Origin of the sequence: Bradyrhizobium sp. BR2003 (genome assembly GCF_009720285.1) — a bacterium.
In the GTDB taxonomy this organism is placed as follows: domain Bacteria; phylum Pseudomonadota; class Alphaproteobacteria; order Rhizobiales; family Xanthobacteraceae; genus Bradyrhizobium; species Bradyrhizobium elkanii.
Genome location: NZ_SMYJ01000029.1, coordinates 40,197 through 63,776 on the forward strand (window position 1 = coordinate 40,197; position 23,580 = coordinate 63,776).

19 protein-coding genes are annotated in these 23,580 nt (G+C 64.8%); 6 read left to right on the forward strand and 13 right to left on the reverse strand.

The annotated features are described in order from the left end of the window. Window positions 1-312 precede the first annotated feature (312 nt). Window positions 313-924: a LysE family translocator gene (locus E2I15_RS24000; RefSeq protein ID WP_137482248.1), complete on the reverse strand. Its 612-nt coding sequence runs from the start codon at window positions 922-924 to the stop codon at window positions 313-315. Window positions 925-1,038: 114 nt separating this feature from the next. Beyond that, the gene (locus E2I15_RS24005; RefSeq protein ID WP_137482204.1) at window positions 1,039-1,443 is read right to left on the reverse strand and encodes a response regulator; all 405 of its coding nucleotides are present in this window, start codon (window positions 1,441-1,443) and stop codon (window positions 1,039-1,041) included. A 158-nt stretch (window positions 1,444-1,601) separates the two neighbouring features. On the opposite strand from E2I15_RS24005, the gene E2I15_RS24010 reads away from it, so the two are divergent. Beyond that, a complete protein-coding gene (locus tag E2I15_RS24010) occupies window positions 1,602-2,468 on the forward strand; it encodes an SDR family NAD(P)-dependent oxidoreductase (protein ID WP_137482205.1) in 867 nt (288 codons plus the stop codon). A 188-nt stretch (window positions 2,469-2,656) separates the two neighbouring features. Here the strand turns inward: E2I15_RS24010 and E2I15_RS24015 are convergent, their stop codons facing one another. From E2I15_RS24015 to E2I15_RS24025, 3 genes are all read right to left on the reverse strand, one after another. Continuing rightward, entirely contained in the window at window positions 2,657-3,505 is an 849-nt protein-coding gene (locus tag E2I15_RS24015) for an FRG domain-containing protein (protein WP_137482206.1), read from the reverse strand. Window positions 3,506-3,643: 138 nt separating this feature from the next. Next, window positions 3,644-4,450 (reverse strand): lytic murein transglycosylase, encoded by an 807-nt coding sequence (locus E2I15_RS24020; protein WP_137482207.1) that lies wholly within the window; start codon window positions 4,448-4,450, stop codon window positions 3,644-3,646. 160 nt (window positions 4,451-4,610) lie between these two features. Continuing rightward, complete coding sequence (locus E2I15_RS24025; protein WP_170991694.1) at window positions 4,611-5,021, reverse strand: ester cyclase; 411 nt, start codon at window positions 5,019-5,021, stop codon at window positions 4,611-4,613. Between the two features lie 514 nt (window positions 5,022-5,535). Between E2I15_RS24025 and E2I15_RS24030 the strand changes: the two genes are divergently transcribed. Continuing rightward, on the forward strand, window positions 5,536-8,367 hold the full coding sequence (locus tag E2I15_RS24030) for a CHAT domain-containing protein (protein ID WP_137482209.1): 2,832 nt from the start codon (window positions 5,536-5,538) through the stop codon (window positions 8,365-8,367). Window positions 8,368-8,538: 171 nt separating this feature from the next. Continuing rightward, window positions 8,539-8,775 carry a hypothetical protein gene (locus E2I15_RS24035; RefSeq protein ID WP_026192271.1) on the forward strand — a complete coding sequence of 79 codons (237 nt, stop codon included), beginning with the start codon at window positions 8,539-8,541 and terminating at the stop codon, window positions 8,773-8,775. Between the two features lie 354 nt (window positions 8,776-9,129). On the opposite strand, the gene rpoD is transcribed toward E2I15_RS24035, so the two are convergent. Continuing rightward, complete coding sequence (gene rpoD, locus E2I15_RS24040; protein ID WP_018269832.1) at window positions 9,130-11,262, reverse strand: RNA polymerase sigma factor RpoD; 2,133 nt, start codon at window positions 11,260-11,262, stop codon at window positions 9,130-9,132. Between the two features lie 253 nt (window positions 11,263-11,515). Beyond that, on the reverse strand, window positions 11,516-13,549 hold the full coding sequence (dnaG, locus tag E2I15_RS24045) for a DNA primase (protein ID WP_137482210.1): 2,034 nt from the start codon (window positions 13,547-13,549) through the stop codon (window positions 11,516-11,518). Between the two features lie 211 nt (window positions 13,550-13,760). Between dnaG and E2I15_RS24050 the strand changes: the two genes are divergently transcribed. Continuing rightward, entirely contained in the window at window positions 13,761-14,315 is a 555-nt protein-coding gene (locus tag E2I15_RS24050; RefSeq protein WP_137482211.1) for a chlorite dismutase family protein, read from the forward strand. A 214-nt stretch (window positions 14,316-14,529) separates the two neighbouring features. On the opposite strand, the gene E2I15_RS24055 is transcribed toward E2I15_RS24050, so the two are convergent. The 3 genes from E2I15_RS24055 to E2I15_RS24065 all read right to left on the reverse strand — a co-directional run bounded on the left by E2I15_RS24055 (window position 14,530) and on the right by E2I15_RS24065 (window position 16,775). Then, window positions 14,530-14,928 (reverse strand): gamma-glutamylcyclotransferase family protein, encoded by a 399-nt coding sequence (locus E2I15_RS24055; RefSeq protein ID WP_137482249.1) that lies wholly within the window; start codon window positions 14,926-14,928, stop codon window positions 14,530-14,532. Between the two features lie 132 nt (window positions 14,929-15,060). Next, window positions 15,061-15,870 carry a transglutaminase-like domain-containing protein gene (locus E2I15_RS24060; RefSeq protein WP_137482212.1) on the reverse strand — a complete coding sequence of 270 codons (810 nt, stop codon included), beginning with the start codon at window positions 15,868-15,870 and terminating at the stop codon, window positions 15,061-15,063. 2 nt (window positions 15,871-15,872) lie between these two features. Then, window positions 15,873-16,775, reverse strand: coding sequence for a transglutaminase family protein (locus E2I15_RS24065; RefSeq protein WP_137482250.1), 903 nt, complete (start codon window positions 16,773-16,775; stop codon window positions 15,873-15,875). Between the two features lie 104 nt (window positions 16,776-16,879). Between E2I15_RS24065 and E2I15_RS24070 the strand changes: the two genes are divergently transcribed. Next, window positions 16,880-17,677 (forward strand): N-formylglutamate amidohydrolase, encoded by a 798-nt coding sequence (locus tag E2I15_RS24070; protein ID WP_137482213.1) that lies wholly within the window; start codon window positions 16,880-16,882, stop codon window positions 17,675-17,677. Between the two features lie 248 nt (window positions 17,678-17,925). Continuing rightward, window positions 17,926-19,401, forward strand: a complete 1,476-nt coding sequence (locus E2I15_RS24075) for a DUF1963 domain-containing protein (protein WP_137482214.1) — start codon at window positions 17,926-17,928, stop codon at window positions 19,399-19,401. A 72-nt stretch (window positions 19,402-19,473) separates the two neighbouring features. On the opposite strand, the gene E2I15_RS24080 is transcribed toward E2I15_RS24075, so the two are convergent. The 3 genes from E2I15_RS24080 to E2I15_RS24090 all read right to left on the reverse strand — a co-directional run bounded on the left by E2I15_RS24080 (window position 19,474) and on the right by E2I15_RS24090 (window position 23,253). Beyond that, a complete protein-coding gene (locus tag E2I15_RS24080; protein ID WP_016839685.1) occupies window positions 19,474-19,656 on the reverse strand; it encodes a hypothetical protein in 183 nt (60 codons plus the stop codon). A gap of 7 nt (window positions 19,657-19,663) precedes the next feature. Then, window positions 19,664-20,806, reverse strand: a complete 1,143-nt coding sequence (locus E2I15_RS24085) for a PepSY-associated TM helix domain-containing protein (protein WP_276487064.1) — start codon at window positions 20,804-20,806, stop codon at window positions 19,664-19,666. A gap of 182 nt (window positions 20,807-20,988) precedes the next feature. Next, on the reverse strand, window positions 20,989-23,253 hold the full coding sequence (locus tag E2I15_RS24090) for a TonB-dependent siderophore receptor (protein ID WP_137482251.1): 2,265 nt from the start codon (window positions 23,251-23,253) through the stop codon (window positions 20,989-20,991). Between the last annotated feature and the right edge of the window lie 327 nt (window positions 23,254-23,580).

Sequence of the window (23,580 nt, forward strand, 5' to 3'; positions counted from 1 at the left end):
CCAAGCATGCCTCGGAGTCGCGTTCAATCCATGAAACCCTGAGAGGATACTATGGCTAAGAAAGCGAAGAAGGCGAAGAAGGCGAAGGCGAAAAAGGCCACCAAGAAGAAGGCCGCCAAGAAGTAACGAATTCCAGCCCGGGTAGCGGCGCTTGCCCTGCCCGGGCACCCGGACCGGGACAACCGGTCGCAGCGACGTCAACCTCGAATTCACCGGCCCTACATCGATCGGCCCCGAACGAACGGGGCGCAAAGGCAGCAGGCGCAGCGCCTGCTTTTTTATTGCCTGCGTCAGGGCGTGGCGGCCGCGACGTCAGCGCTCCGCGAAGGCGAGCCTGGCGCCGAGCAGGGCAAAGCCCGCGGCGAAGCTCCGCCGCAGCCAGGCCATCACCTTCGGCCGGGTGATGACGCGGTCGCGCACCGAGGCGGCGAACAGCCCGTAAACCGCGAACACCGCGAAGGTCATCGCCATGAAGACACCGCTTAGCTCGACCATCCGCGCCAGCGGATGCGGCTCGTCGACCGCGATGAACTGCGGCAGGAAGGCCAGGAAGAAGATCGACAGCTTCGGGTTGAGGATGTTGATCAGGATCGCGGTCACGATCACGCGCCGGCGCGAGCGCGGCTTGATCTCGGTGTCGACGGCGAGCGCGCCGCGCTCGCGCAGCGCCTGCCAAGCCATGTAGAGCAGATAGACGACGCCGCCCCATTTCAGCGCCGCGAACGCCACGACGCTGGTGTGCAGGATGGCGGCGAGTCCGAGCATCGCCGCAATCATCTGCGGCACGATCCCGAGCGTGCAGCCGAACGCCGCCGCCACGCTCGCGCGCGCCCCCCGGGTCAGCGCCACCGCCAGCGTATAGAGCACGCCGGTGCCGGGCGAGGCCACCACGATCAGCGTCGTCAGCAGAAAGGACCAGGTCACTTCAAAGGTCACTTCAAATCCTCGGCGGGCGCGACATCGTCCGCCAATATCACGGCGACGGGGACGGCGGAAGCGGCTGCCGGGCCTCCGCCCGGCGCCCGCGCCGACGCCCCGTTACGATGACCTGCGCCATCCGCGATGCGAAAGCTCCGACGCCTTCATCTCGGCGACCCGGATCACGTCCAGCGGCGCCCACGGCTTGGCCCAGAACAAGGCGCCGTCCGGCAGGCACTGCCGCAGCGGCTTGCCCGAGGTGACGATCACGTCGAGATCGGGTCTGTACTTCTTCGCGGCATAAGCGAGCTCGACGCCGGTCATGTGTCCGGCCAATTCGACGTCGGTCATCATCAGCACGACGTTGTCGCCGTTGCCCTGCAACACCAGTTCGGCGGCCTCGGCGCTCTCGCAGGCGATGACCTCGAACTCGCTTTCCTCCAGCAGCAGCCCGATCATCTCGCGCTGCATCGGGTCGTCCTCAACCACCAGGGCCTTCGCACGATAGGGCTTTGACTGTCCCATGGGTGGCTCCCTTGGTTTGAATGGTTCGGTTCGAGCGCGTAACATAGGTTAAATGCCTAAAATCACTGGATGGTTCAGTTCCAATTTGAGAAAAGCGTGGAAATGCCGTGTTCCCCGCTTTGCAACCACTACCCCCGTTGAGATGGAGCTCACCTGACATGACCGCGATCTCTGGATCCGCCGCTGCCGTGACCGGAGCCGCCAGCGGCATCGGCCGCGCGCTCGCGCATGAACTGGCGCTGCGCGGCTGCGATCTGGCGATCGCCGACCGCGACGAGGCCGGCCTGCAGGCCGCCGCCGCGGAGATCGCGAAAGCGAGCCCGCGCAAGGTCACCGTGCACCGCCTCGACGTCAGCGAGCCGGACCAGATCACGGCGTTCGCGGAGGCCGCCGTTACGGCGCATCCCTCGCTCAACATCGTCGTCAACAATGCCGGCGTCGCGCTGCTCGGCGAGTTCGGCGAGTTCGATCAGGCGCAGATGGAGTGGCTGTTCAACATCAATTTCTGGGGCGTGGTGCACGGGACCCGCGCCTTCCTGCCGCAGCTTTCGCGGCAGCGCGAGGCGCATATCGTCAACATCTCCTCGATCTTCGGCATCATCGCCCCGCCCGGCCAGAGCGCCTATTGCGCGGCCAAGTTCGCTGTGCGCGGCTTCTCGGAAAGCCTGCGCCACGAGCTTGCGGTGGCGAACAGCCCGGTGCGTCTGTCCGTCGTGCATCCCGGCGGCGTCGCCACCAGCATCGCGCGCAACTCGCGCGCCGGCACCGGCATCACCGACAATGCGCGCCGCGCCGAATCGATCGAGCGCTTCGACGCACTGGCCAGGACCACGCCGACCGCGGCCGCGCAGCGCATCATCGCCGGCATCGAGAAGAACCAGCCGCGCATCCTGATCGGCAAGGACGCATACTTCATGGACCTGCTGCAACGCTTCCGCCCGGCGAGATACTGGAAGACGATGCAACGGATGATGGAGAAGACGGCGGCCCGGCGGATCGCGCGCGATGCCGCGAGGGCTGGTTGACTGCGCGGCGTCGCTGGCTAATCAGGTGTCATCACCCGCGAAAGCGGGTGATCCAGTATTCCAGAGGCGCCCATGCTTGAGCCGAGAGGCCGCGGCGTATTAGATCGCCCGGTCAAGCCGGGCGATGACAACCGTGATTGACGACCCAGTTCATCTTCTCGCGGCACGATCTGCCCGACCGTTGCAATTCAACCGCCCAGCTGCCTCTTCACCCCGAGCGCCAGCCGGAACAGCGGATCGCTTTTCTCCGACGGATAGAGCGCGCTCTTCGCCACCTGCGGAAAATTGTCGTTCTTCCAGAACGACGCCGGCGCGAACGAGAATTTTGCGACCAGCCGCCGGCCGAAATCCATCTCGTAGGGAAAATAGTTTTCCTTCTGCTCGGTGCCGGACATCTCCGGATACTCGCCGAGCAGATAGCCCTCCTGGATATGCGGGCGCACCGCCGACGGCGGGCAGACGCTGGAGAGCCGCACGATCTGCAGGCCGGCCTCGGCGCTCGCGGTGATTGCGCCGCTCAAATTCGGCACGCCGAGCACATAGAGGAAGGCGGTGCCGGTCTCCGCCAGCGAGGCAAAGGAGGCCGCGATGCGGATCGAATGGGTGACGTCGAGCAGCGGCGTGGTGCAGACCTCGTAATGCTGCAGGATCGACCAGCGCAGGATGCGATGCCGCTTCAACCGCTCGAGCCCGAGCAGCTTTTCTCGGGCATATTCGGCGATCAGGATCCGCTCGGCGCGTTGCAGCGCATCGAACCGCCCGACCAGCGTCGCCTGATCGGGATTGCCGCGGCCGCCGCGAAACAGGGTCGGCTTCAGCGACGAGTTGCGCTTGATGTTCCTGTAGTCGGCGCCCTGGCCGCGAAACAGCAGCACATGATCGCGGTTGAGGAATTGCAGCTCGGCGATCTTGGTGGCGAGCTCCAGATAAGAACCGACGCGATGGCCCGGCCCCTCCCGCACCGCCGCGTTCTTCGCGACCTGGCATCCGCGGCGGTCGAAGAACGACCAGATCTTTTGGCTGCCGATGGTTTCCATGGAAACACCCGAACTCTCATTCCGTCATTCCCCGATGCGCAATTGCGCATCTGAGGGCAGCCCGCAGGGCTGAACCCGGAATCTCGAGATTCCGGGTTCTCGCTTTGCGAGCCCCGGAATGACCGGGCGGGATGTTCCTCACCGCCCCACAAGCTGATCGGCAAAATACCCGATGGTCTTGCGATAGATCACCGCCCTGTTCCACTCGCGCATCGCCTCGAAATTCGCAGTGCCCTCGCCATAGGGCGCGCCCATCTTGAAGCCGCTGGTGTGCAGCAGGTTCGCGGTCGAGGCCAGTACGTCGGCGACCGAGTGGCGCAGATCGACATGGCCGTCGCCGTCGAAATCGACGCCGTACTTGATGTAGGACGACGGCAGGAACTGGGTCTGGCCGATCTCGCCGGCATAGGCGCCGATCATGTCATTCAGACGGAGGTCGCCGCGCTGCACGATCTTGAGCGCGGCGAGCAGCTCGCCCTGGAACAGCTCGGTGCGGCGGCAATCATGCGCCAGCGTCGCGAGCACGCGGAACACCGGCAGCTTGCCCATGTCGCCCTTGCCGAAATCGGTCTCGAGCCCCCAGATCGCGACCAGGATCTGGCGCGGCACGCCATACTGCTGCTCGATCTTCGAGAGCAGCGCGGCGTGCCGCTGCAGCATCGCGCGGCCGCCATTGATGCGCCCGGGCCCGACCCGGGTCGCGACATACTGCTCGAACGTCTTGTTGAAGGTGTAGCGCTGCCGCCGGTCGAAGGCGAGCACTCCGCCATCCTGCTGCACGCCGCCGAGCGCAGCCGAGATCACGTCCTGCTGGATGCCGGCCGCGGCCGCCTCCTGCGAAAACGACTGGACGAAAGCGGGAAAACTGCCGCCGCAGCGCGCGGCGTAGGAGGGGGTGGCAAGCAGCAAGGCGCCGAACACAACCGCCAAACGACACCTGAGCATGCAAAAATCCCCCTGCTTCGAATGGCCGATCATGCCATGGAGCAAACTAGGCAGTCAAAGTGCCGGCACCACACTCCATCCTTGGCGGGCAGTTACGCCTTCATCAGCCGCGCGGCCAAATCTCCCTACGTTGATCAACTGACGAAGGTGTAGCTGACGATCAATCCCTGAGCTGCCGCTCCAGTCCCACAAAATCGATCTCCGCCCAGCGCTCGGAAATCCTGCCGTCCTGAATCCGCCAGAACGTCATGCCGCGGAATTCGACGTGGCGGCCGGTTGGTTGAATGCCGCGCCATGGGCTGCGGTGCCGGCCGCGCCAGACGAAGCGGCCGGCGACGATGTCGCGTTCGGCCACCAGGCATTCCGCCACCGCCGACAGGTCGGCGAAGGTCTCGTGCATCGCGGCCGAATGCGCGATCACGTCCTCGGCACTCAGCCGCTTGCCCGCCGCGTGGTCGAAGAAGTCAGGCGCGAGTTGCGCGCGGATCGCATCGGGATCGAGGCGATTGGTCACGGCGTCGTAATGCGCGAGCACGAGCGCCTTGTTGGCGTCGATTGTGGCGTTGGACATCGGTGATCGTTCTCGAAGGAAGGGTTGTAGAAAGAGAAGGATGCGCCTCATACGCGAATCGGACGGCATGACGCAAGTGACGATGGTCAGAAAAAGCTCGGCTTTCGGCCGTCGTTCGTTTGCGCGCCGATGCGAAAGACGGCTGCCGGCAAAGTGCGCCGCCGCGCGCGGCTCCGCGGCCAGCGATTCCCTCGCCGCTGCGCGAACGGCAGGCTGGCCGGCCTCCCGGCGGTAACATCATCCGATGGCTTGTCTGTCGGTCGCCTGCAAGCGGCGGTCGGCGCTGGCGAGCAACGCACTACAGGCCAGCATTTGCGGACACTACGCATGAACGCCGAAGCCGCCGGCCGCGACCAAGAAGCACGGGCCGGGCAAGCCGCTTCCGCCACGCGGCCGGCCGCGCTGTCTTGTTCATGCAAAGCCGCGCCACTAAAGCCAGCCACGCCGGCTGCAACGCCGCCGTCAGTTGGGGACGCCATCCGGTGACGCGTTTGGGGATGAGGATGTGCTGCAGATGACGATCGCCTTGGGTCTCGCCTTGGGTTTCGCCTTGGGTTTCGCACGCGCGCGCAGGGCCGCCGCCGCATCGATCGGTGTCGTGCTCGCGCTCGGCGCTGTTTTGACCGCAACGATCGACACCGCCGCCGCGCAGAGCGGCCCCACCAGGCGTGCCCCAGCACAAGGTGGCGGCAGCACGCAAGCGATCACCGCGCAGATCAAGAACGCGATCGCGCTGACGCGCAGCGGCAAGATCGACGCCGGCACTGCGCAGCTCAACGCCGCGCTCGACGCCGCCGACGGGCTCGACGACGCGCAGTTCGTCATGGAGCAGTATTTCGACGCGGCCGCGACGCTGCGCGCGATCAAGCGCGACGACCTCGCCGAAAAACTGTTTGTGCGCGCGTTCCAGAGCAAGGCGGCGGCGCAGAGGCCGCCCGGCAATGCCGACGTGCTGCTGATGTACGCGATCCTGCTGTCCGACCAAGCCAGGATCGCCGAAGCCGTTCCGCTCTACATGAAGGCGATCGCGGCGTTCAACGTCTATTGGGGCGAAGGCTCCGAGGAATCGCTGATCGCAAACGACAAGCTCGCGGTCGCGCTGTCCGCCAACGGCTCGGCGGCGTCGGCGACGAATCTGGGCCGGCACAATTTCGAGCGCGCGGAGAAGGCGCTGGGGCCCGACCACCGCACCACCTGGAAGCTCGCCAACAATTATGCCGACATGCTGCGCGAGATCGGCGCGCCGGCGAAGGCGCTCGAACTCGACCTGTTCGCGATCGAGAAGCGCGCCAAACATTATGGCGAGAACCATCTCAACACGCTGGTGACGGTCAACAATGCCGGCCAGGATTTCCTCAATCTCGGCCGCTTCGACGACGCCCGCCGCTATTTTCGCCGCCACCGCGCGATCGCGGCCGCGATGGCGCCGAAGGATCCGAGCTTTGCCGGACAGGCCGATGCCTGGCTGTTCTACACCGACATGCTCGCCGCCGGCGACGCGGCGATCGCGCCGGCCGATCTGGCGCGGCTGGAGGCGATCGTCGCCAATGAGGCGAATTTTGCGGATTTCCTGCGCATCAAATCCGCGGTGCTGGCTGCCGGCCAACGCGAGCAGCGCGGCGAGCGGGACAAGGGGATGCGGCTGCGCGAGACCGCGCTGGCGATCTCGACCCGCGCCTTCACGGCGCAGCATCCGATCAGCTTCGAGATCAGGCTCGGCATCGCGACCGCGCTGATCGCTGATGATCCGACCCGTGCGGTGCAGGCGTTCGCCGCGCTGGACCGCGAGATGTTCGACTGGATGAAGCGCGAGGTCGGCACATCGGGCGACCGCGCCGTCGCCGAAGCGATCCGCGCCCATGCCGATCACCTGCTGTTCGCGTTCGGCCGCTTCGCGACCGGGGCCGGGTCATCGGTGGCGCAGCCGGCGTTCGCCGCCGCGGTGCTGCGCTGGAAGACGCTCGGCGGCGGCGACGCTACCGCGCTGCGCCGGCTCGAGACGCAAATGGCCGGCAAGGACGCGGAGACCGCGACGCTCGTCCGCGCGGCGCTCCGCCTCAACGGCGAGAAGCAGGAGCTGTTCTCGTCGGGCAATATCGACGACTGGGCGCGATCGGTGTGGCAGCGGCAGGACGCGGCCGAGAAGGCGCTGCAGAAGCGGCTCGATGCGATCGGTGCGAAGCTGCCGCAAGACCAGATCCGTCCCTCGCAGCTGCTCGCGTCGCAGGAAGCCGTCGTCAACTATTTCATCACGCGGCAATGGAAGGCGGATCGCCAGGCGAGTGCGCCGCTGGCGGCGACCGTGCTCTACGCCATCGTCGAGACCGCAACGAGCGAGCCGCGCGTGGTCGATCTCGGCGATCCCGGCCGGATGATCGACACCGGCGTGCGCACCGAGATCGCCCGGCTGCGCGCGACGCGGGCCACCATGCCTGATCCCGATGCGCACGCGCCCGACGTCAAGGGCCGCTTCCAGAATCTCCGGGCGCGGCTGTTCGCGCCGCTCGAGCCGCTGCTGAAGGACAAGACCACGCTCTATGTCGTGCCTGACGGCTTCCTGTTTGCGGTGCCGTTCGCGCTGCTGCCCGGCAGTGGCAGCGGCCTGCTGGAGGACAAGTTCACGATCCGGATGCTGACCAGCCCCGATGCGCTGATCGCGATCCATGCGCGCGAGACGCTCGATCAGCGGGGTTCGATGCTGCTCGCCGGCGGCATCGAATATGGCGAGCCGGGGCCGATGCCCCTGCCCGCGACCCGGACCGAGATCGAGGCGATCGCAAAGCTCGCCCGCGCGCGCGGCGCGCCGGTCGAGATGCTGACCGGGCGCGGCGTCAGCGAAGGCACGCTGCGCGCGGCGATCGGCAAGGCGCGCATCGCGCATCTGGCGACGCACGGCTTCTATCGCGACGGCACGGCATCCGGCCTCGACACGCTGTGGCAGAGCGGCATCGTGCTGTCGGGTGCCGGCGACAGCCGATTTCCGCTGCGCGACGAGAACGACGGCTATCTCTATGCCTTCGAATTGATGGACTGGGACCTGTCCGGGCTCGATCTTTTGGTGCTGTCGGCCTGCGAAACCGGCCGCGGCGACGAGAGCTTCGTCAGCGGTCTGCGCGGCCTGCCGACCGCGCTCGGCATCGCCGGCGCGCGGCGCGCGCTGCTGACGCTGTGGCCGGTCGCCGACGAGGGCACCGCGAATTTTACCGTGCGGTTCTACGAGCACCTGGCGGATGGCCTGACCTATTCCGATGCGCTGCGCCAGACCAGGCGCGATGCGCGCGACGCCAAGGTCGCAGGCGCGGGCGACGCGAGCGTGTGGGCGGCGTTCGTGCTGTTCGAGGGCTAAAGCCGTATATGTCGTTGATGTGACCGGACGGGCGCCGCGAGCGCGTGCCGGGCCGAACTGCGCCCAACGTTGCGCAAGGGCCGCACGCAACCCCATCGCGCAGGGCAGACCGGCGCGCGGGCGCGGGCGATTTGCTTTGACAGCGGCGCCCCGATCGAGGACAAGCCGCGCATGCCGAAAAAACCCGGGACCAATCCCAAAGGCGAATTCGCCTTCTTCAACGTCTTCTATGAGGACGGCTCGCAGCGCTCCAACCGCCGCGTGCCGTCGGAGCTCATTGGCGGGCTCGACGGCGACGAGCCGGTGCGCGCCTTCCTGCGCGAGCAGGACCGCGAGATCGCCGAAAAGGGCGGCCGCCCGCCGCTCGAGATCAAGTCCATCGAGCGCGTCGGCGCGAAGAAGAAGTAGCGCGCGCGAGCCTCCGCATTGAGGATCGCGATCAATAGCGAGCGCAGTGCTCACGCCTGCAACTGACAGCGGAGCAAGCGGCACCCCTCTCCCCGCCCCTCCCCCGCAAGGGGGGAGGGAGCCCTTCCGCCGGTGCGTCCCTCACCCGCCATCGACTTTCAAGTCTCTCGCAAGATGCAAAACGCATCACGCATTGTGATGCGAGCACGCTCGACAGGCTCCCTCCCCCCTTGCGGGGGAGGGTTGGGGAGAGGGGTGGCCGCGGGCGCTGGCGTGTGAATTTGCGCGATCTGTCTACAAATAAAAACGGCGGGCCTGGGCCCGCCGTTTTTGTCTCGGTGAGTACCGATAGAACTAGTTGTCGAGGAAGCTCCGCAGCTTCCGGCTCCTTGACGGGTGCTTCAGCTTGCGCAGCGCCTTGGCTTCGATCTGGCGAATACGTTCGCGGGTGACCGAGAACTGCTGGCCGACTTCTTCCAGCGTGTGGTCGGTGTTCATGCCGATGCCGAAGCGCATGCGCAGCACGCGCTCCTCGCGCGGGGTGAGCGAGGCCAGGACGCGCGTCGTGGTCTCGCGCAGGTTGGACTGGATCGCGGCGTCGATCGGCAGGATCGCGTTCTTGTCCTCGATGAAATCGCCGAGATGCGAATCCTCTTCATCGCCCACCGGCGTTTCGAGCGACAGCGGCTCCTTGGCGATCTTGAGGACCTTGCGCACCTTCTCGAGCGGCATGCCGAGCTTCTCGGCGAGCTCTTCCGGGGTCGGCTCGCGGCCGATCTCGTTCAGCATCTGGCGCGAGGTGCGGACGATCTTGTTGATCGTCTCGATCATGTGTACGGGGATGCGGATGGTGCGGGCCTGGTCGGCAATCGAACGGGTGATCGCCTGCCGGATCCACCAGGTGGCGTAGGTCGAGAACTTGTAGCCGCGACGATATTCGAACTTATCGACCGCCTTCATCAGGCCGATATTGCCTTCCTGGATCAGGTCGAGGAACTGCAGGCCGCGGTTGGTGTACTTCTTGGCGATCGAGATCACGAGACGGAGGTTGGCTTCCACCATCTCCTTCTTGGCCTGACGGGCCTCGCGCTCGCCCTTCTGCACGCCGTGCACGATCTTGCGGAATTCGCCGATCTCGAGCCCGGTGAGCGCCGCCAGCGACTGGATCTCGTGGCGCAGGTCCTTGATGCGGTCCTTCTCGTGATGGACGAAGTTCTTCCAGCCCTTGGCCGAGAGCTTCGAGACACGGTTGAGCCAGCGCGGATCGAGCTCGGAGCCCTGGTAGTTGCGCAGGAAGTCCTCGCGCGCGACGCCGTGGCTGTCGCCGAGGCGCAGCAGGCGGCCCTCGAACGAGACCAGCTTCTTGTTGATGTCGTAGAGCTGCTCGACCAGCGAATCGATGCGGGCCTGGTTGAGGCGCAGCGACTTCACCTCGACGATGATCTCGTCCTTCAGCTTCTTGTACTTGCGCTCCTGCGACGGCGACAGCGACTCGCTCTGCAGCTGGTTGGCGATGTCCTGCTCCTGCAAGCGACGCAGCTTCTTGTACTCGGACGCGATCTTGTCGAAGGTCTCGACCACCTTCGGCTTCAGTTCGGCCTCGATGGCGGCGAGCGACATCTGGTTCTCGAATTCGTCGTCGTCCATGTCGCCTTCGGCAGCGGCCTCGGCGGGATCCTTCTCCTCAGTAGCGGCTTCTCCACCGGCGGGAGCGGCGCGGAACGGGGTCGGCGACGGCGGCGCGGCCGGCGGCGCGACATGGGCCGGCGCGCTGCCCTGCGCATCGCCGCCATTGCCTTCAGCGGCGGCGCCCTCGGCGCCGTTGTTGCCGATCAGGTTCGGATTGATGCCGCCCTTCGACTCGGGGCCGGCATAGGTGGCTTCGAGATCGATGATGTCGCGGAGGAAGATCTTGCCTTCGTTGAGCTCGTCGCGCCAGATGATGATGGCCTGGAAGGTCAGCGGGCTTTCGCAGAGGCCCGCGATCATCGCCTCGCGGCCGGCCTCGATGCGTTTTGCGATGGCGATTTCGCCCTCGCGCGACAAGAGCTCGACGGTGCCCATCTCGCGCAGATACATGCGCACGGGATCGTCGGTGCGCTCGCCGGGCTCCGACTTCTTGACCTCGGTGACGGCCTTCTGGGTGACCTCGACGAGTTCGTTGTCGGTCTCGTCGTCGCCGTCGTCCTTCTCGTCCTCGCCTTCGCTATCGTCGGCCTCGGTGACGTTGATGCCCATGTCGGACAGCATCGACATGATGTCTTCGATCTGTTCGGGCGAGGTCGTGTCGGAAGGCAGCACTTCGTTGAGCTGATCGAAGGTCACGAAGCCGCGCTTCTTGGCCTGCTTGATCATCTTCTTCACCGCGGCATCCGACAGGTCGAGCAACGGCGACGGCGCGTCAGCGGCATCCTTCTCAGGAGCATCCGCTGCCTTGTCGTCTTTTTCCTTGTCCTTAACCTGCAGCGTCTTTGCCTTGGTGGCCATTCACTAAGCTCCCGAAACGCGGTCATGCAAAATGGCGCCACGCACGCGCATCCGCACGAAATCTAGATTTACTCTCTCGACGCACAAAGGGCGGCGCAAAATCTCGCCACCCCTGTGATCCGTCTCGACGGTTTCCAATCTGCAATAGCCGCGAGGCTATTAAGTTTCGCTTAACCCTGTTTTTGCAGCCAAACCATGGATTTGGCGAGTCTTTTTGCGGGTGCGGCCAGCGCCATCCGCAGCATTTTTGTTATCAGACATTACGCTGGAACCGGCCCGATAATTCGCCGAACCCTTCAATCAGGGCTTCGGTCCCGTCGGCTTCTGCCATCCGGGCCTGGATATCCTGCAACCATGCCAGATTGGCCTCGCTGGAGTCTTCAGCCAAAGCCGCTTCCGCATCTTTTCTTTCCCTAAGTAAGGCGTGGGTTTTCTGATGCAAGGCAACGAGTTGACGCCAGGTTGATAAAACATCCTCGCGCGCCGCGCCGATCTGCGCACCCCACACCGCCTGGGTTGTGATCGCCCGCTCAACCCTTTGAAGAATCTGTGATAATCCGCCCGCTTCGAGGTCGGCCCGCATCTTCTCGGCCTGCTCCTCGGCGTCGGGGGAATGGTGATGGTCGTGGGCGAAGGCGGCGATGATGGCGGCCCTGAGCTTGTGGGCCTCGGGATGGGCGAGCTCCAGCGCCGCGACCTCCTCGAGATGGTCGTGCAGCAGCCAGGGGTGGTTGATCAGGGATTGCAGGATCAGGGCCTCGCGGCGGGAAATCGCGCTGCGCTGGCCGCGCATGATCGGGCTGTTGGCCAATTGGGGGCTGGCGGCCTGGTAGGGACCCCGTGAAATCCCGGGGGTAGCGCCGGCCTTGGCACCGAACCGGCCGCCTTGCAGGCCTCCTTGTCGGCCGTTTTGGGCAGGTCCCCGGGGGGCAAACTGGCGGGGTGATTCGCCGCTGCGGCCGCCGCCGAAATTGCCCCGTCCGTAGCCGCCGCGGCCATAGCCGCCGCGGCCGCCCTCGGGCGCAAAACTGCGCTGCAGCCGCTCCTGCAGATCCTGCCGGTAATAGCGCCGCACCACCTCGTCGCGGATGCCATTGGTGAGTTCGCCGATCCGCGCCTCCAGCGCGGCACGGCGCTCGGGCGTGTCGAAATTGCCGCCCTCGATTTCGCGCGACCAGATCAAGTCGGCGAGCGGACGCGCGGCCGAGATCACGTCCTCGATCGCGCCCCGGCCGCCGGAGCGGGCGAGATCGTCGGGGTCCTGCCCTTCCGGCAGCAGCGCAATCCGCAGGCTCTTGCCGGGCTTGAGCTGCGGCAAGGCGATGTCGGCCGCGCGGTACGCCGCCTTCTGTCCGGCGCGGTCGCCGTCAAAACAAAGGATCGGCTCGTCGACCATCTTCCAGAGCAGGCCGAGCTGGTTTTCGGTCAGCGCAGTGCCGAGCGGCGCGACGGCGCCGGGAAAGCCCGACGTGACCATGGCGATGACGTCGACATAGCCCTCGACGACGATCAGCTGCGCGCCGTCATGCGCGGCCTGCCGCGCGGTGAACAGATTGTAGAGATTGTCGCCCTTGTGAAACAGCGTTGTTTCCGGCGAGTTCAGGTACTTTGCCGGAACGTCCTTCTCCAGCGCACGGCCGCCGAACGCGATGACGCGGCCGCGGGCATCCGTGATCGGAAACATGACGCGGTCGCGGAAGCGATCATACGGCACCGGGATATCTTCGCCGCCGATCAGAAGCCCCGCCTCCACCATGTCGTCGGTGGAGATGCCCTGCCCGCCGAGGTGCTCCTTCAGCGCGAAACGATCCGGCGGCGCATAGCCCATCCGGAACTGGAGCTGGGTCGCCGGCGAGATGGCGCGGTCGGCAAGATAGCCGCGCGCCTTGGCGCCGCCCCGCGAAGCCAGCGTGTCGGCGAAGAACTTGGTCGCCAGTTCCATCACGTCGTGCAGGGTGCGGCGATGCTGCTCGTGCCGCGCCGCATCGGGCGTCACGGCCGGCAGCGGAACACCTGCCATCGCGGCGAGGCGTTCCACCGCCTCGGGGAAGGTCACGCCCTCGGTCTTCATCAGGAAGTCGAAGATGTTGCCGTTCAGCCCGGACGAGAAGTCGAACCAGGCCTGCTTCTGGTCATTGACGAAGAAGGACGGCGTCTTCTCCTGCTGGAACGGCGACAGCCCCTTCCACTCCCGCCCGGCCTTCTTGAGCTTGACGCGCCTGCCCACGACTTCCGAGACCGGAAGCCGGGCGCGCAGCTCATCGAGGAATTCGGGCGTGAAACGCATGGGGACGATTTTAGCGTGCTATCCGGTGAGTCGCAGGTCAACCGGTTAGCCATATCGGGGCGCTGGCCGGTTGGACGAAGAATGTAGGATTTTTCCGGACTATTCACAGGCCACGCCGCGTCACCCTCCGCCACCGGGCTACCCCGGAATCCTCGGTGGAGAGAAGTTTCAGCCACCTTGCCCCCTCCCCGCTTCCGGGATTGGATAGGCCATGTTCACGACATTCAGAGGCGGGCAGAGCGGCGGCTGGCAGGTCACCTCCATCACGCGGGTGAAGGGCGAGACGCTGCCGAAGGTCGCGGCGCTGTCGATCGTTGCGAGCGAGTCGATCGCGCTGCCGCTGCTGCCGTCGCAGAACGCATGGCGACTTGCCGGCGTCACCAGCCATCTGCGCTACACCGAGAAGGAGGAGCGGGAGAAGCTCTTAGCCGTGCAGGCCGGGCTCGGCCGCAGCGAGGCGACCCACGCGGCGCTGATCCCGATCCGGAAATCCGCGGCGTGGTGGGAGCTCACCCAGGAGGAGCGCCGCCAGATCTTCGAGGACAAGTCGCACCACATCGCCGGCACCCTCAAATTCCTCCCCGCAATCGCCCGCCAGCTGTTTCATTCGCGCGACCTCGGCATGCCCTTCGACTTCCTGACCTGGTTCGAGTTCGCACCCGACCACGTCACCCTGTTCGACGAATTGGTCGGCATGCTGCGCGCGACCGAGGAATGGAATTTTGTCGAGCGCGAGGTCGATGTCCGCGTGGTGCGGGAAGCGTGAGGACCCGTGGCCTCGAACGCGCAACAAGGTCCGTTGAATCGGTCTGGCAGCAGCGTCTCTTCACCTCTCCCGCCTGCGGGGGAGGTCGCCGCGCAGCGCGCGGCGGGTGGGGGCTCTCTCCGCGATACGACTCGCGGAGAGAGCCCCCACCCTAACCCTCCCCCGCAAGCGGGGGAGGGGACGCAGCTCTGATGCCGCGCGATCCCACAACCCGTCAATGCTCCAGGAATTTTCCCGACGCGATCCGCGGCAGCTCGGTGACCGGCCAGTTGTAGAGATAGGTCCACGCCTCGCGCGTGCTACCGTCGGCGAGCGTGACCTCGAGCATCTCGCGGACATATTCGGTCGGCGGAGGAAAGCCTTCACCGCAGGCTTCGTACATGTCGAATTCGCGCAGCATGGCCTCGCGCTCACGCAGGCGGAACAGTTCGCCATGCACGATGTCGGCCGGATCGTCCGACACGACCAGGCCCGGATAATGTTTCACCAAATAGAGCCGGCCGCGGCACTGCGCCGGCCCGAGGAATTCGGCATTGCCCGCGAGCAGCTTCGCCATCGGATGGTCGAAGCCGCGCATCAGCGTGCCGTAGACGAAGAGAAGATCGGAGGTCATGGGGTCAGTTGTCATTCCGGGATGGTCCGAAGGACCAGACCACAGATGCGCAATTTGCGCACCGGGGAATCTCGAGATTCCGGGTCTGGTGCTAACGCACCGTCCCGGAATGACAGAAAATCCCGGGGGACGCTAGGCCGCCACCTCATCCGTCACCACGACGAACTTCGTCAGCGTCATGCGGCCGAAGCTCGTGGTGAGGGCGACGTCGGCGGCGTCGCGGCCGGTCGCCATCAGGATGCGGCCGATCCGCGGCACGTTGTGGCGGGCATCGAATGTGTACCACTGGCCCGACAGATAGACCTCGAACCAGCCGGAGAAATCCATCGGCGCGGGATCCGGCGGCACGCCGATGTCGCCGAGATAGCCGGTGCAGTAGCGCGCCGGAATGCCCATGCAGCGGCAAAAGGTGAGCGCCAGATGCGCGAAGTCGCGGCAGACGCCGGCGCGGCTCTCATAGACGTCGTGTGCCGACTTCATGTGATGGGCGTGCTGGTAGCCGAACGTCACATGGTGATGCACGAAATCGGTGATCGCCTGCACCCGTGCCCAGCCCGGCTGGGTGTTGCCGAACAGCGACCAGGCGACATCGGTCAGCTTGTCGGTCTCGCAATAACGGCTCGGCATCAGATAGAGCAGCATGTCGTCGGGCAATTGCTCGATCGGAATCTGTTGCGCCGCCGGGTTGACCACATCAGGCAATCCGGAATCCCGCACCAGCGCGCTGCCGTGGAAGGTGACGCCCCCGGCTGGCGCAACCAGGCGCCCGCAGATGTTGCCGAAGCCGTCACGATAGAGGCCGATCGGGACATCAGGCTCGGCCGAAATGCGCTCGGTGCCGACGATGTCGCCGTAGCGCGACGGATGGATCGACAGCATGATCACCATCGGGGTCGGCTGCGGCGCCGTGTAGGTGATCTCGAAGCCGACCTTGATCTGCATCGTCAGGCCGTCTCCCGCTCCGCCGCGCTCTCGCCGACCGAAACCACCTTGATGTCGACATCCATGGCGAGATAGGCGTCCGCAGCGCCGAGATAGACGCCGTGCAGCGGGATCGCCTGGCGCGGATCGCGCGCCACCGCGACGCGGATCAGATCGCGCGTGCCGACGATGCCATTGGTCGGATCGAACTCGATCCAGCCCGCGCTCGGCAGATAGACCTGCACCCAGGCATGGGTCGAGCCGCCGCCGACATAGCCGTGCGCGCTGCCGGGCGGCATGGCGAGATAGCCGGAGACGAAGCGCGCGGCGATGCCGAGCCGGCGCAGCGCCTCGATCATGAACAGCGCATAGTCGCGGCAGGTGCCGGACTGCGTGCGCAGCGTATCGAGCGGATGCTGGGTGCCCTGCTCATAGCGCTTGCGATAGCTGAACGCCTCGCGGATGCCATGCGTCATGCCGCTCAGGATCTTGAACGTCGGCGTCGGCGCCTCGACATCGAGAAAGCGCCGCGCCCAGGCCGACAGCTCGCCGTTCGGGTCGCCATATTGCGGCGTGATGAACTGCTGCAGATCGGGGAATTCCTCATCGTCGTAGAGGAACGGATAGAAATAGGCGGGATCGTCCGGCGTCAGCGCGAACGTATCGGCCGGATTGTGCTCCACCGTCGCGGTCGAGACAAAGGACAGCGTGTCGGCGCGCTCGTCGAAGGCGGCGATCGCCATGCTGTTGCCGAACACGTCGTGAATCCAGCGCAACGACATCGGCTGAGGATCGATCACAAGTGAGCTGTCGAGCACACGCAGATCATGGCCGTCACGGGGGCGCAGCATGATGCGGTGTTCGCCGAACGCCACCGGGCGCGCGTAACGATAAACGGTCTTGTGATGAATGGTCAGGAGCGGCATCTTCAAACAATCATCGTGATTTCGGACCGCATAATCTATAGAGAAAGCTGCCCGATTCCAGACCAGCATGCCGCCTGAATAGGCAAAGTTGAGGAAAAAAGCCCTTGAATTACGGAGGCGGTCCATCGTTCCTGCTCGCGAGCACCGACGCTTCACCGGTTCTTGAACACAATGCCGGCGGCCGCTCACCGTTCCTGTTCACCTGCGACCACTACGGCAGGCTGATTCCCTCTCCGCTCGGCGACCTCGGCCTGCCCGAAGATGAGCTCGTGCGGCACATCGCCTGGGACATCGGCATCGCCGGCGTCGCAACCCGGCTCTCGGAGCGGCTCGACGCGCATTTGATTGCGCAGCGCTATTCGCGGCTCGTGATCGACTGCAACCGTCCGCCGCATGTCGCAAGCTCGATCCCGCTGATCAGCGAGGCCACCACGGTGCCGGGCAATGAAGGCCTGTCGCGCGAGGCCGCCGAGATGCGCCGCGCGCAGATCTTCGATCCCTATCACAAGCGCATCGACGAGATCATCGACGCGCGTGCGCGTCAGGGCCTGCCGACGGTGCTGGTGTCGCTGCATAGCTTCACGCCGGTCTACGCCGGCATCGCACGCCCCTGGCACATCGGCACGCTCTACCACCGCGACACGATGCTGCCGCCGCTGCTGCTGAAGCGTCTGCGTGCCGAGGGCGATCTCGTGGTCGGCGACAACGAGCCCTATGCGGTCAGCGACGAGACCGACTACACGATCCCCGTGCATGGCGAGACGCGCGGCCTGATGAATTCGGGCATCGAGATCCGCCAGGACCTGATCTCCGACCAGGCCGGCGAGACCGCATGGGCCGAGCGGCTGGCGCGCATTCTCGGCGAGATCGACGCGACGCTGCGCACGGAAGCGCTGATCTAGCGTGCGTGTCCATCAATCATCATCGATATCCGCTACGCTCTGATACCGAGCGCCTTGCAGTCGCAGCAAAGATCACGATGAACCAGATGCCGACGTCACACGCCGCGCATGGTTAAACTGTGCTAATGGTCGCGCCCTCTTATTCAACCAACGCCGGTGCGATTGTTTAAGCTTCTTCCACGAATATGCAAGGGTGAGAGTCTGACAGCACAGCATTCGACGGCGCGTCCGTGTAGAGGGCGATTGCAATGGCCTACGGAAAGATCTTCTCGAAGGTGAGGGCGCTGTTAGGCAAGGCTCAGGAGCCTGCCGATGCGCCTCGGCGTAAGATCACTGCCGCCGATCGGGAGCTTGCCGAGAAGCTGCTCGATGGCATGGTTTCGCAAGTTCTGCACGAACAGGAAATGGACGAGGCGCGAGGCACCGAGCCGCTCCTGGTGCGTCTCGTCCCGCAGGTGCCGGTCAGGGATCGCGAGGCTGTGGGCTGGATCGGCGGCGGCGCACGTCTCCCGGCCGGATTGGAATGGCCAACCGTCGGCGATTCCACCTTTCAGCTGCTGGTGCAGCTCGACTGCTCTCGATTGCCTGCCGGTCTCTGGGAAGGCCTTGGTCCTCGGCACGGCTGGCTGGCCATCTTCCTGGACCCGCAGAGCATCGAGGCCAAGGTGCTTCACTTCTCCGATGCCAGCGAATTCAGATCCTCGCCGCCGATACTCAAGGACTGCAGCATCGCGGGATATGATGGCCGCAAGCGTGCGGAAGCCTCGAATTACACGTGGAGCTTTCCCCGCTGGCCGATCGATATCGTGCCAGTTGAGCACGGACGCGATGACCCCTACCGGGAAGGCCGGAGCCAGATCGGATCGCAACGTTACGGCACACGCCACGACATCGTCACCGAGCAGCGCTGGCCGTTCGACTGGCCTACGGCGCAGATGATGATGGACGGGGCGTTGTCCGCCTATGAAGGCAGGGCCTCCAGCAACGGATTACCGGACTTCCTGAAGCCCGCGGCGCTCGCCAAGGCAAGGCAAGCGATCATCGATGCCGAACAAGCGGGTACTGCTGCCGACGAAGTTGCCAACATGCGCATCAATTATGACGAACGCTGTGCCATGGTTGCTGTCGCGGAATTCAATGCGAAGAACCACGCGACCGTCGTGGACCGGCTGCGCGCCCTGAAAGCCCGGATCGATGCCGTGGCTGCGAGCGAAGCTTTTTCATCCGATGCTATCGGCTCAGTTATGGCCGAGATGAAAGCCATGATGTGGATGCACTCCAGCGTGCCGCCCCAGTATCGCGATGGAAAAAAGCTTTCCGGTGCCGAACGCTTGGCGGAAGGTGTGCAGACGTTGGCTCTGCCACTGACGACCCACGATCCTTCGGCGGCGCCGAAATGGGTTTACGATTTCGAGACCCGTTTGCTGGAGGCCGCAAAGCCGGCTTACCTGCGTGATCCGACGGCGCTGCCCGCCGCACTCGTTGCCGATTGCGAGGAAGTTTGGAGTGATCAGGCCGCGCGCGACATGCTCAGCATGGGACATGTGCCGCAGAAATACATCCACAGATATGACCAGGCCGAAGACGTGACGCTGGTCGAGATCCCTTCGAGCAACCTCATCGGATGGCAGTTCGGCGATGTGGACAATCTGGTCATAACAATCAGCAAGGCCGACCTGTCTCGCGGAGACTTTTCGAAACTTCTCGTGCAAGTCACCAACTGAGCGTTTCGAGCGGCGATGCATCGGCGTCGAGCACGAGAACGCGGCGTTCGCGAGCGTGATCAACAGGCCCGATCAATTCGGCTGGCGCCGCCAGATGAACACCAGATAGAGCAGCACAGGCAGGCCGAGCCCGGCCCAGGAGACCGCATCCCACCAGCCGTCGCCGACCAGCGCGCTGATCAATCCTACCGTGCTCACGATCGCGATGACGAGCGGGGCGGCGAAGATCTGGGTCAATGAACGATGCGAGACCATGCTGACGTCACGACGATAATGCGGGGTTGTCGATGGAGGCGGCGTTGGCGATCGCGCGTTCCTGGCTCACGCCGGCCTTGCGGCGGCGCATCCACAGATACACGCCGGTCACCAGGATGAAGATGGTCAGAATGTCGAGCAGCGCCCAGACGATCTTGAGCGGCATGCCGCCATAGTCGCCGAAATGCAGCGGCTGCGAGACGAACAGGGTCGTCACGTACCAGGGCATGTCCCTTGTGTCGGTCAGCTTGCCGGTTTCCGCGTCGATCAGCGCGGGCTTCAGCAGCCGCGAGGTCAGCGGCGTATCGCCATGCAGGAACACGGCGTAGTGGCTCTTGCTGCTGAACAGGGTTCCCGGGAAGGCGACGAAGCTCGGCGTCATGCCGGGCACCGCATGGGTGGCCACGTCGACCGCTGCATTCAGCGAGGTCAGCTTCGACGGCACCGGGCGGTCCTTGTACTGCGCGGTCATTTCGGCGAGCTGGCCGAACTGCCACATCTTGAGCACGAGATCGGCCCAGGTGTTGATGACCCCGGTGAAGCCAACGACCAGCGTCCAGGCGACGAGCAGGATGCCCGCGAGATTGTGGACGTCGAGCCAGCGCACGACGCGGGTCCGCTGCGCGCGATAGGCGCCGAAACGCAGTTTCCGCATCGACGGCGCGTAGACCACGATGCCGGAAATGATCGCGACGCAGAACAAGATTCCCATCAATCCGAGGAACAGCTTGCCGGGCAGCCCCGCGAACATGTCGGTGTGCAGCTTCAACATGATGTAGGTGAAGCGGCCGGTCACATCGGGCGCATCGAGATAGGCGCCGGTATGGGTGTCCATCCGGATCAGCAGATTGTTGGTCGGATCGGCATCGATGGTCGGGCCGACGCTGACGAACATCGCGCTCGGATCGTCGCGATCCCAGATCAGGAAGTGAGGCACCTTTCCGGGCGCCTGCGCCAGCGCGTTGCCGAGCAGACGGTCCAGATTGGCCGGCGGCGTGCCTGGCGGCACGTCGGCCGGTTTGACCTGGCTGTGCAGGAGATCATCGATCTGCTCGTGGAAGATCAGCGGCAGGCCGGTGATGCAGAGCAGCAGCATGAACAACGTGCAGATGAGGCTGGTCCATTTATGGACAGCGCCCCATCGCCGCAAGGATCTGGTCGTCGCAGTCAAATTCGTTACCTAAAGCGCGATGCGATCCGGTTGGATCGTCATCGAGCTTTAGCCTCATGTTGAAGCATGATCTTCCGAAACCGCTTCGCACTTTCGGGATCATGCTTTTGTTGAAGCATGATCTTTTCCGAAAACCGCTTTGCACTTTTCGGGATCATGCTTTAGTTCCAGGTGTACTTCATCGTGCCGAGCACCGTGCGGCCATTGCCGAGGCCGCAATAGGGAAGCCCGGTCAGGCAGGATGCAACGTAGAAGTGGTCGGTCAGGTTGGTCACGTTGACCTGTGCCTTCCATCCCTTCAGGTCCGGCCGCAAATAGGCGAAGTCGTAGCTGACCGACGCATCGAGCAAGGCATAGGAGGGAATGACAAAGGTATTGAAGTTGTCGCCGTAGGTCTCGCCGACATAGCGCACGCCGAGGCCGAGCCCAAGGCCCGCGAGCGCGCCGTCATACCAGGTATACTTGCCCCAGACCGCGCCCTGATCCTGCGCCGTGTTCATCATGTACTTGCCGGCATAGCCGGCGATGCTCGTCGTCACCCGCGGATCGAGATGGGTGTATCCCGCCGTGATCTCGAACTCGCGCGTCAGATTGCCCTTCAGTTCGAGCTCGAGGCCGCGGACGCGCACGGCATCGGTCTGCACGTTGAAGAGCGGATTGATGGGATCGGCGGTCAGCACGTCCTGCTGACGGATATCGAACGCCGCCGCCGTCACCATGAAGTTCGAGCCGTTCGGCTTGAACTTGACGCCGACTTCCGCGCCCTCGCCCGTCGTCGGCCTGAACGACCGCCCGGCGCTGTCGGCGCCGAGGTTCGGCGTGAACGAGGTCGCGTAGCTGGCATAGGGCGCCAGGCCGATATCGAACAGGTAACTCAGGCCGATCCGCCCGGTTTGCGCCGAGTCGTCGCGCGAATAATGGCCGGCGGGCGGATAGAACGCCATGCTGGTGAAGCCGGAGCTGACCCAGTCCTGGCGGCCGCTCATGGTCAACGTCCAGCGATCGAGCTTGATCTGATCCTGCAGATAGGCGCCGAGCTGCGACTGCCTGTCGTCGCGCAGAATGAACGGCGCCAGCGAACTGGCTGGTGGAACGGCGGTGCCGTAGACCGGACTATAGGCATCGATCGGCGCGATCGGCGTCGTGCGATAGTCCGTGTTCGCCCACAGATCGAAGTAGTCGACGCCGGCCAGCACCTTGTGGACCAGCGGCCCGGTCGCGAAATCCACCTGCAGCTGGTTGTCGAGCGCGACATTGGCGGCATTGGCCTTGACGTAGTTGTAGCTGCGCGCGACCAGACGATCCGTCATCATGCCTTCGGTTCGCACCGAAGCGAGGTCGTTGCTGACCTGGGCGTAGCGGAGGTTTTGCCGGAACTGGAAGATGTTGTCGAAGCGATGCTCGAACGCGTAGCCGACCGCGAACTGCTCGAGATGATAGCCATCCAGCCCGGGCTCGCCGAGGTAACGACTGTAGGGGATATGTCCGTTGGGGTTGGGCAGGAAGGACACCTGTCCCGGGACGTATTGCTGGTAACCCTTGTTGTCGACCTTCTGGTACTGCGAGAGCACGGTGAAGCTGGTGTCGTAGGTCGGGCGCCAGGTGAAGCTCGGCGCGATGAACAGCTTGTTGTCCTGAACGAAGTCGGTCTGGCTGTTGCTGTCGCGGCCAAGGCCGACGATGCGGTAAAGGAACCGGCCGTCCTTGTCGGCGGGACCGCCGATATCGAAGGCGCCCTGGAAGCGATCAAACGAACCGAACGCCCCCTCGATCTCGTAATGCGGCCGACCGATGGGCCGTTTGCTGACCAGGTTCAACAGGCCGCCCGGATCGGATTGTCCATACAGACCAGATGACGGTCCCTTCAGGACCTCGATGCGCTCGAGACCATAGGTCTCGATGCGCGGGACCGCGAAGGTCGTGGTGTCGGTCGGCAGCCGCAGCCCGTCGAGATAACGCGGCGCGGTGAAGCCGCGCAGCTTGAACTCGTCGAAGAACGCATTGGCGCCGAAACTCTCGATCGTCACGCCGGGCGTGTAGCGCAGCGCTTCGGTGATGTTCTGCGCACCCTGTGCCTGGATCTGATCCTGGGTGACGATCGAGATCGACTGCGGCGTCGTCAGCACCGGACTGTCGGTCTTGGTTGCGGTGACGCTCTGGCTGGCAAGATAGCCGGTGACCGGCCCGTTGCCGCGCTCGCCGCCGCCCGCACCCGGTGATGGAACGTTCTGCGCCTGCGCGGGCGCCCGGTTCGCGATCGATCGCGGCGTCGTGCGCGCAGGACGAGCCGCGCGTCGCGCCGGCTTCGTTCGCCGCGCCTGCTGCTGTTGTTTAGGCGCCTCGACCGTCACCGGCGGCAGCGCCGATTGCGCAACGCTTTCACGCGGCATCACCACACTCAGCACGAACAAACCGCTGCCGGCCATGTACCCGGCCGCCAGCGCGGTGCGACGAAACATCCGACCCCCGTCAACTCACATCGCCTTCATCTTCGCCGTCACTAACACGATGAAAGACGTACGCAGCCGATCGGTGATTAGAACACGTCCAGTGTCGGGCTTATCGCCGACGGTGTTGCGAGCTCGCAACGCGAACGCAGCGAAACTGCGTCAATGCGCCTCAGATTTCTCGAGCGTTTCTAAGGACGATTCTAAACTGCGTTTCGCTCCACGATACTTTGAATCGTTTCCGCGCACAGCGATCGAACGACGCCGTGTGCGGACGCGATGATCAGACCGATCGCGCGCAGCGCG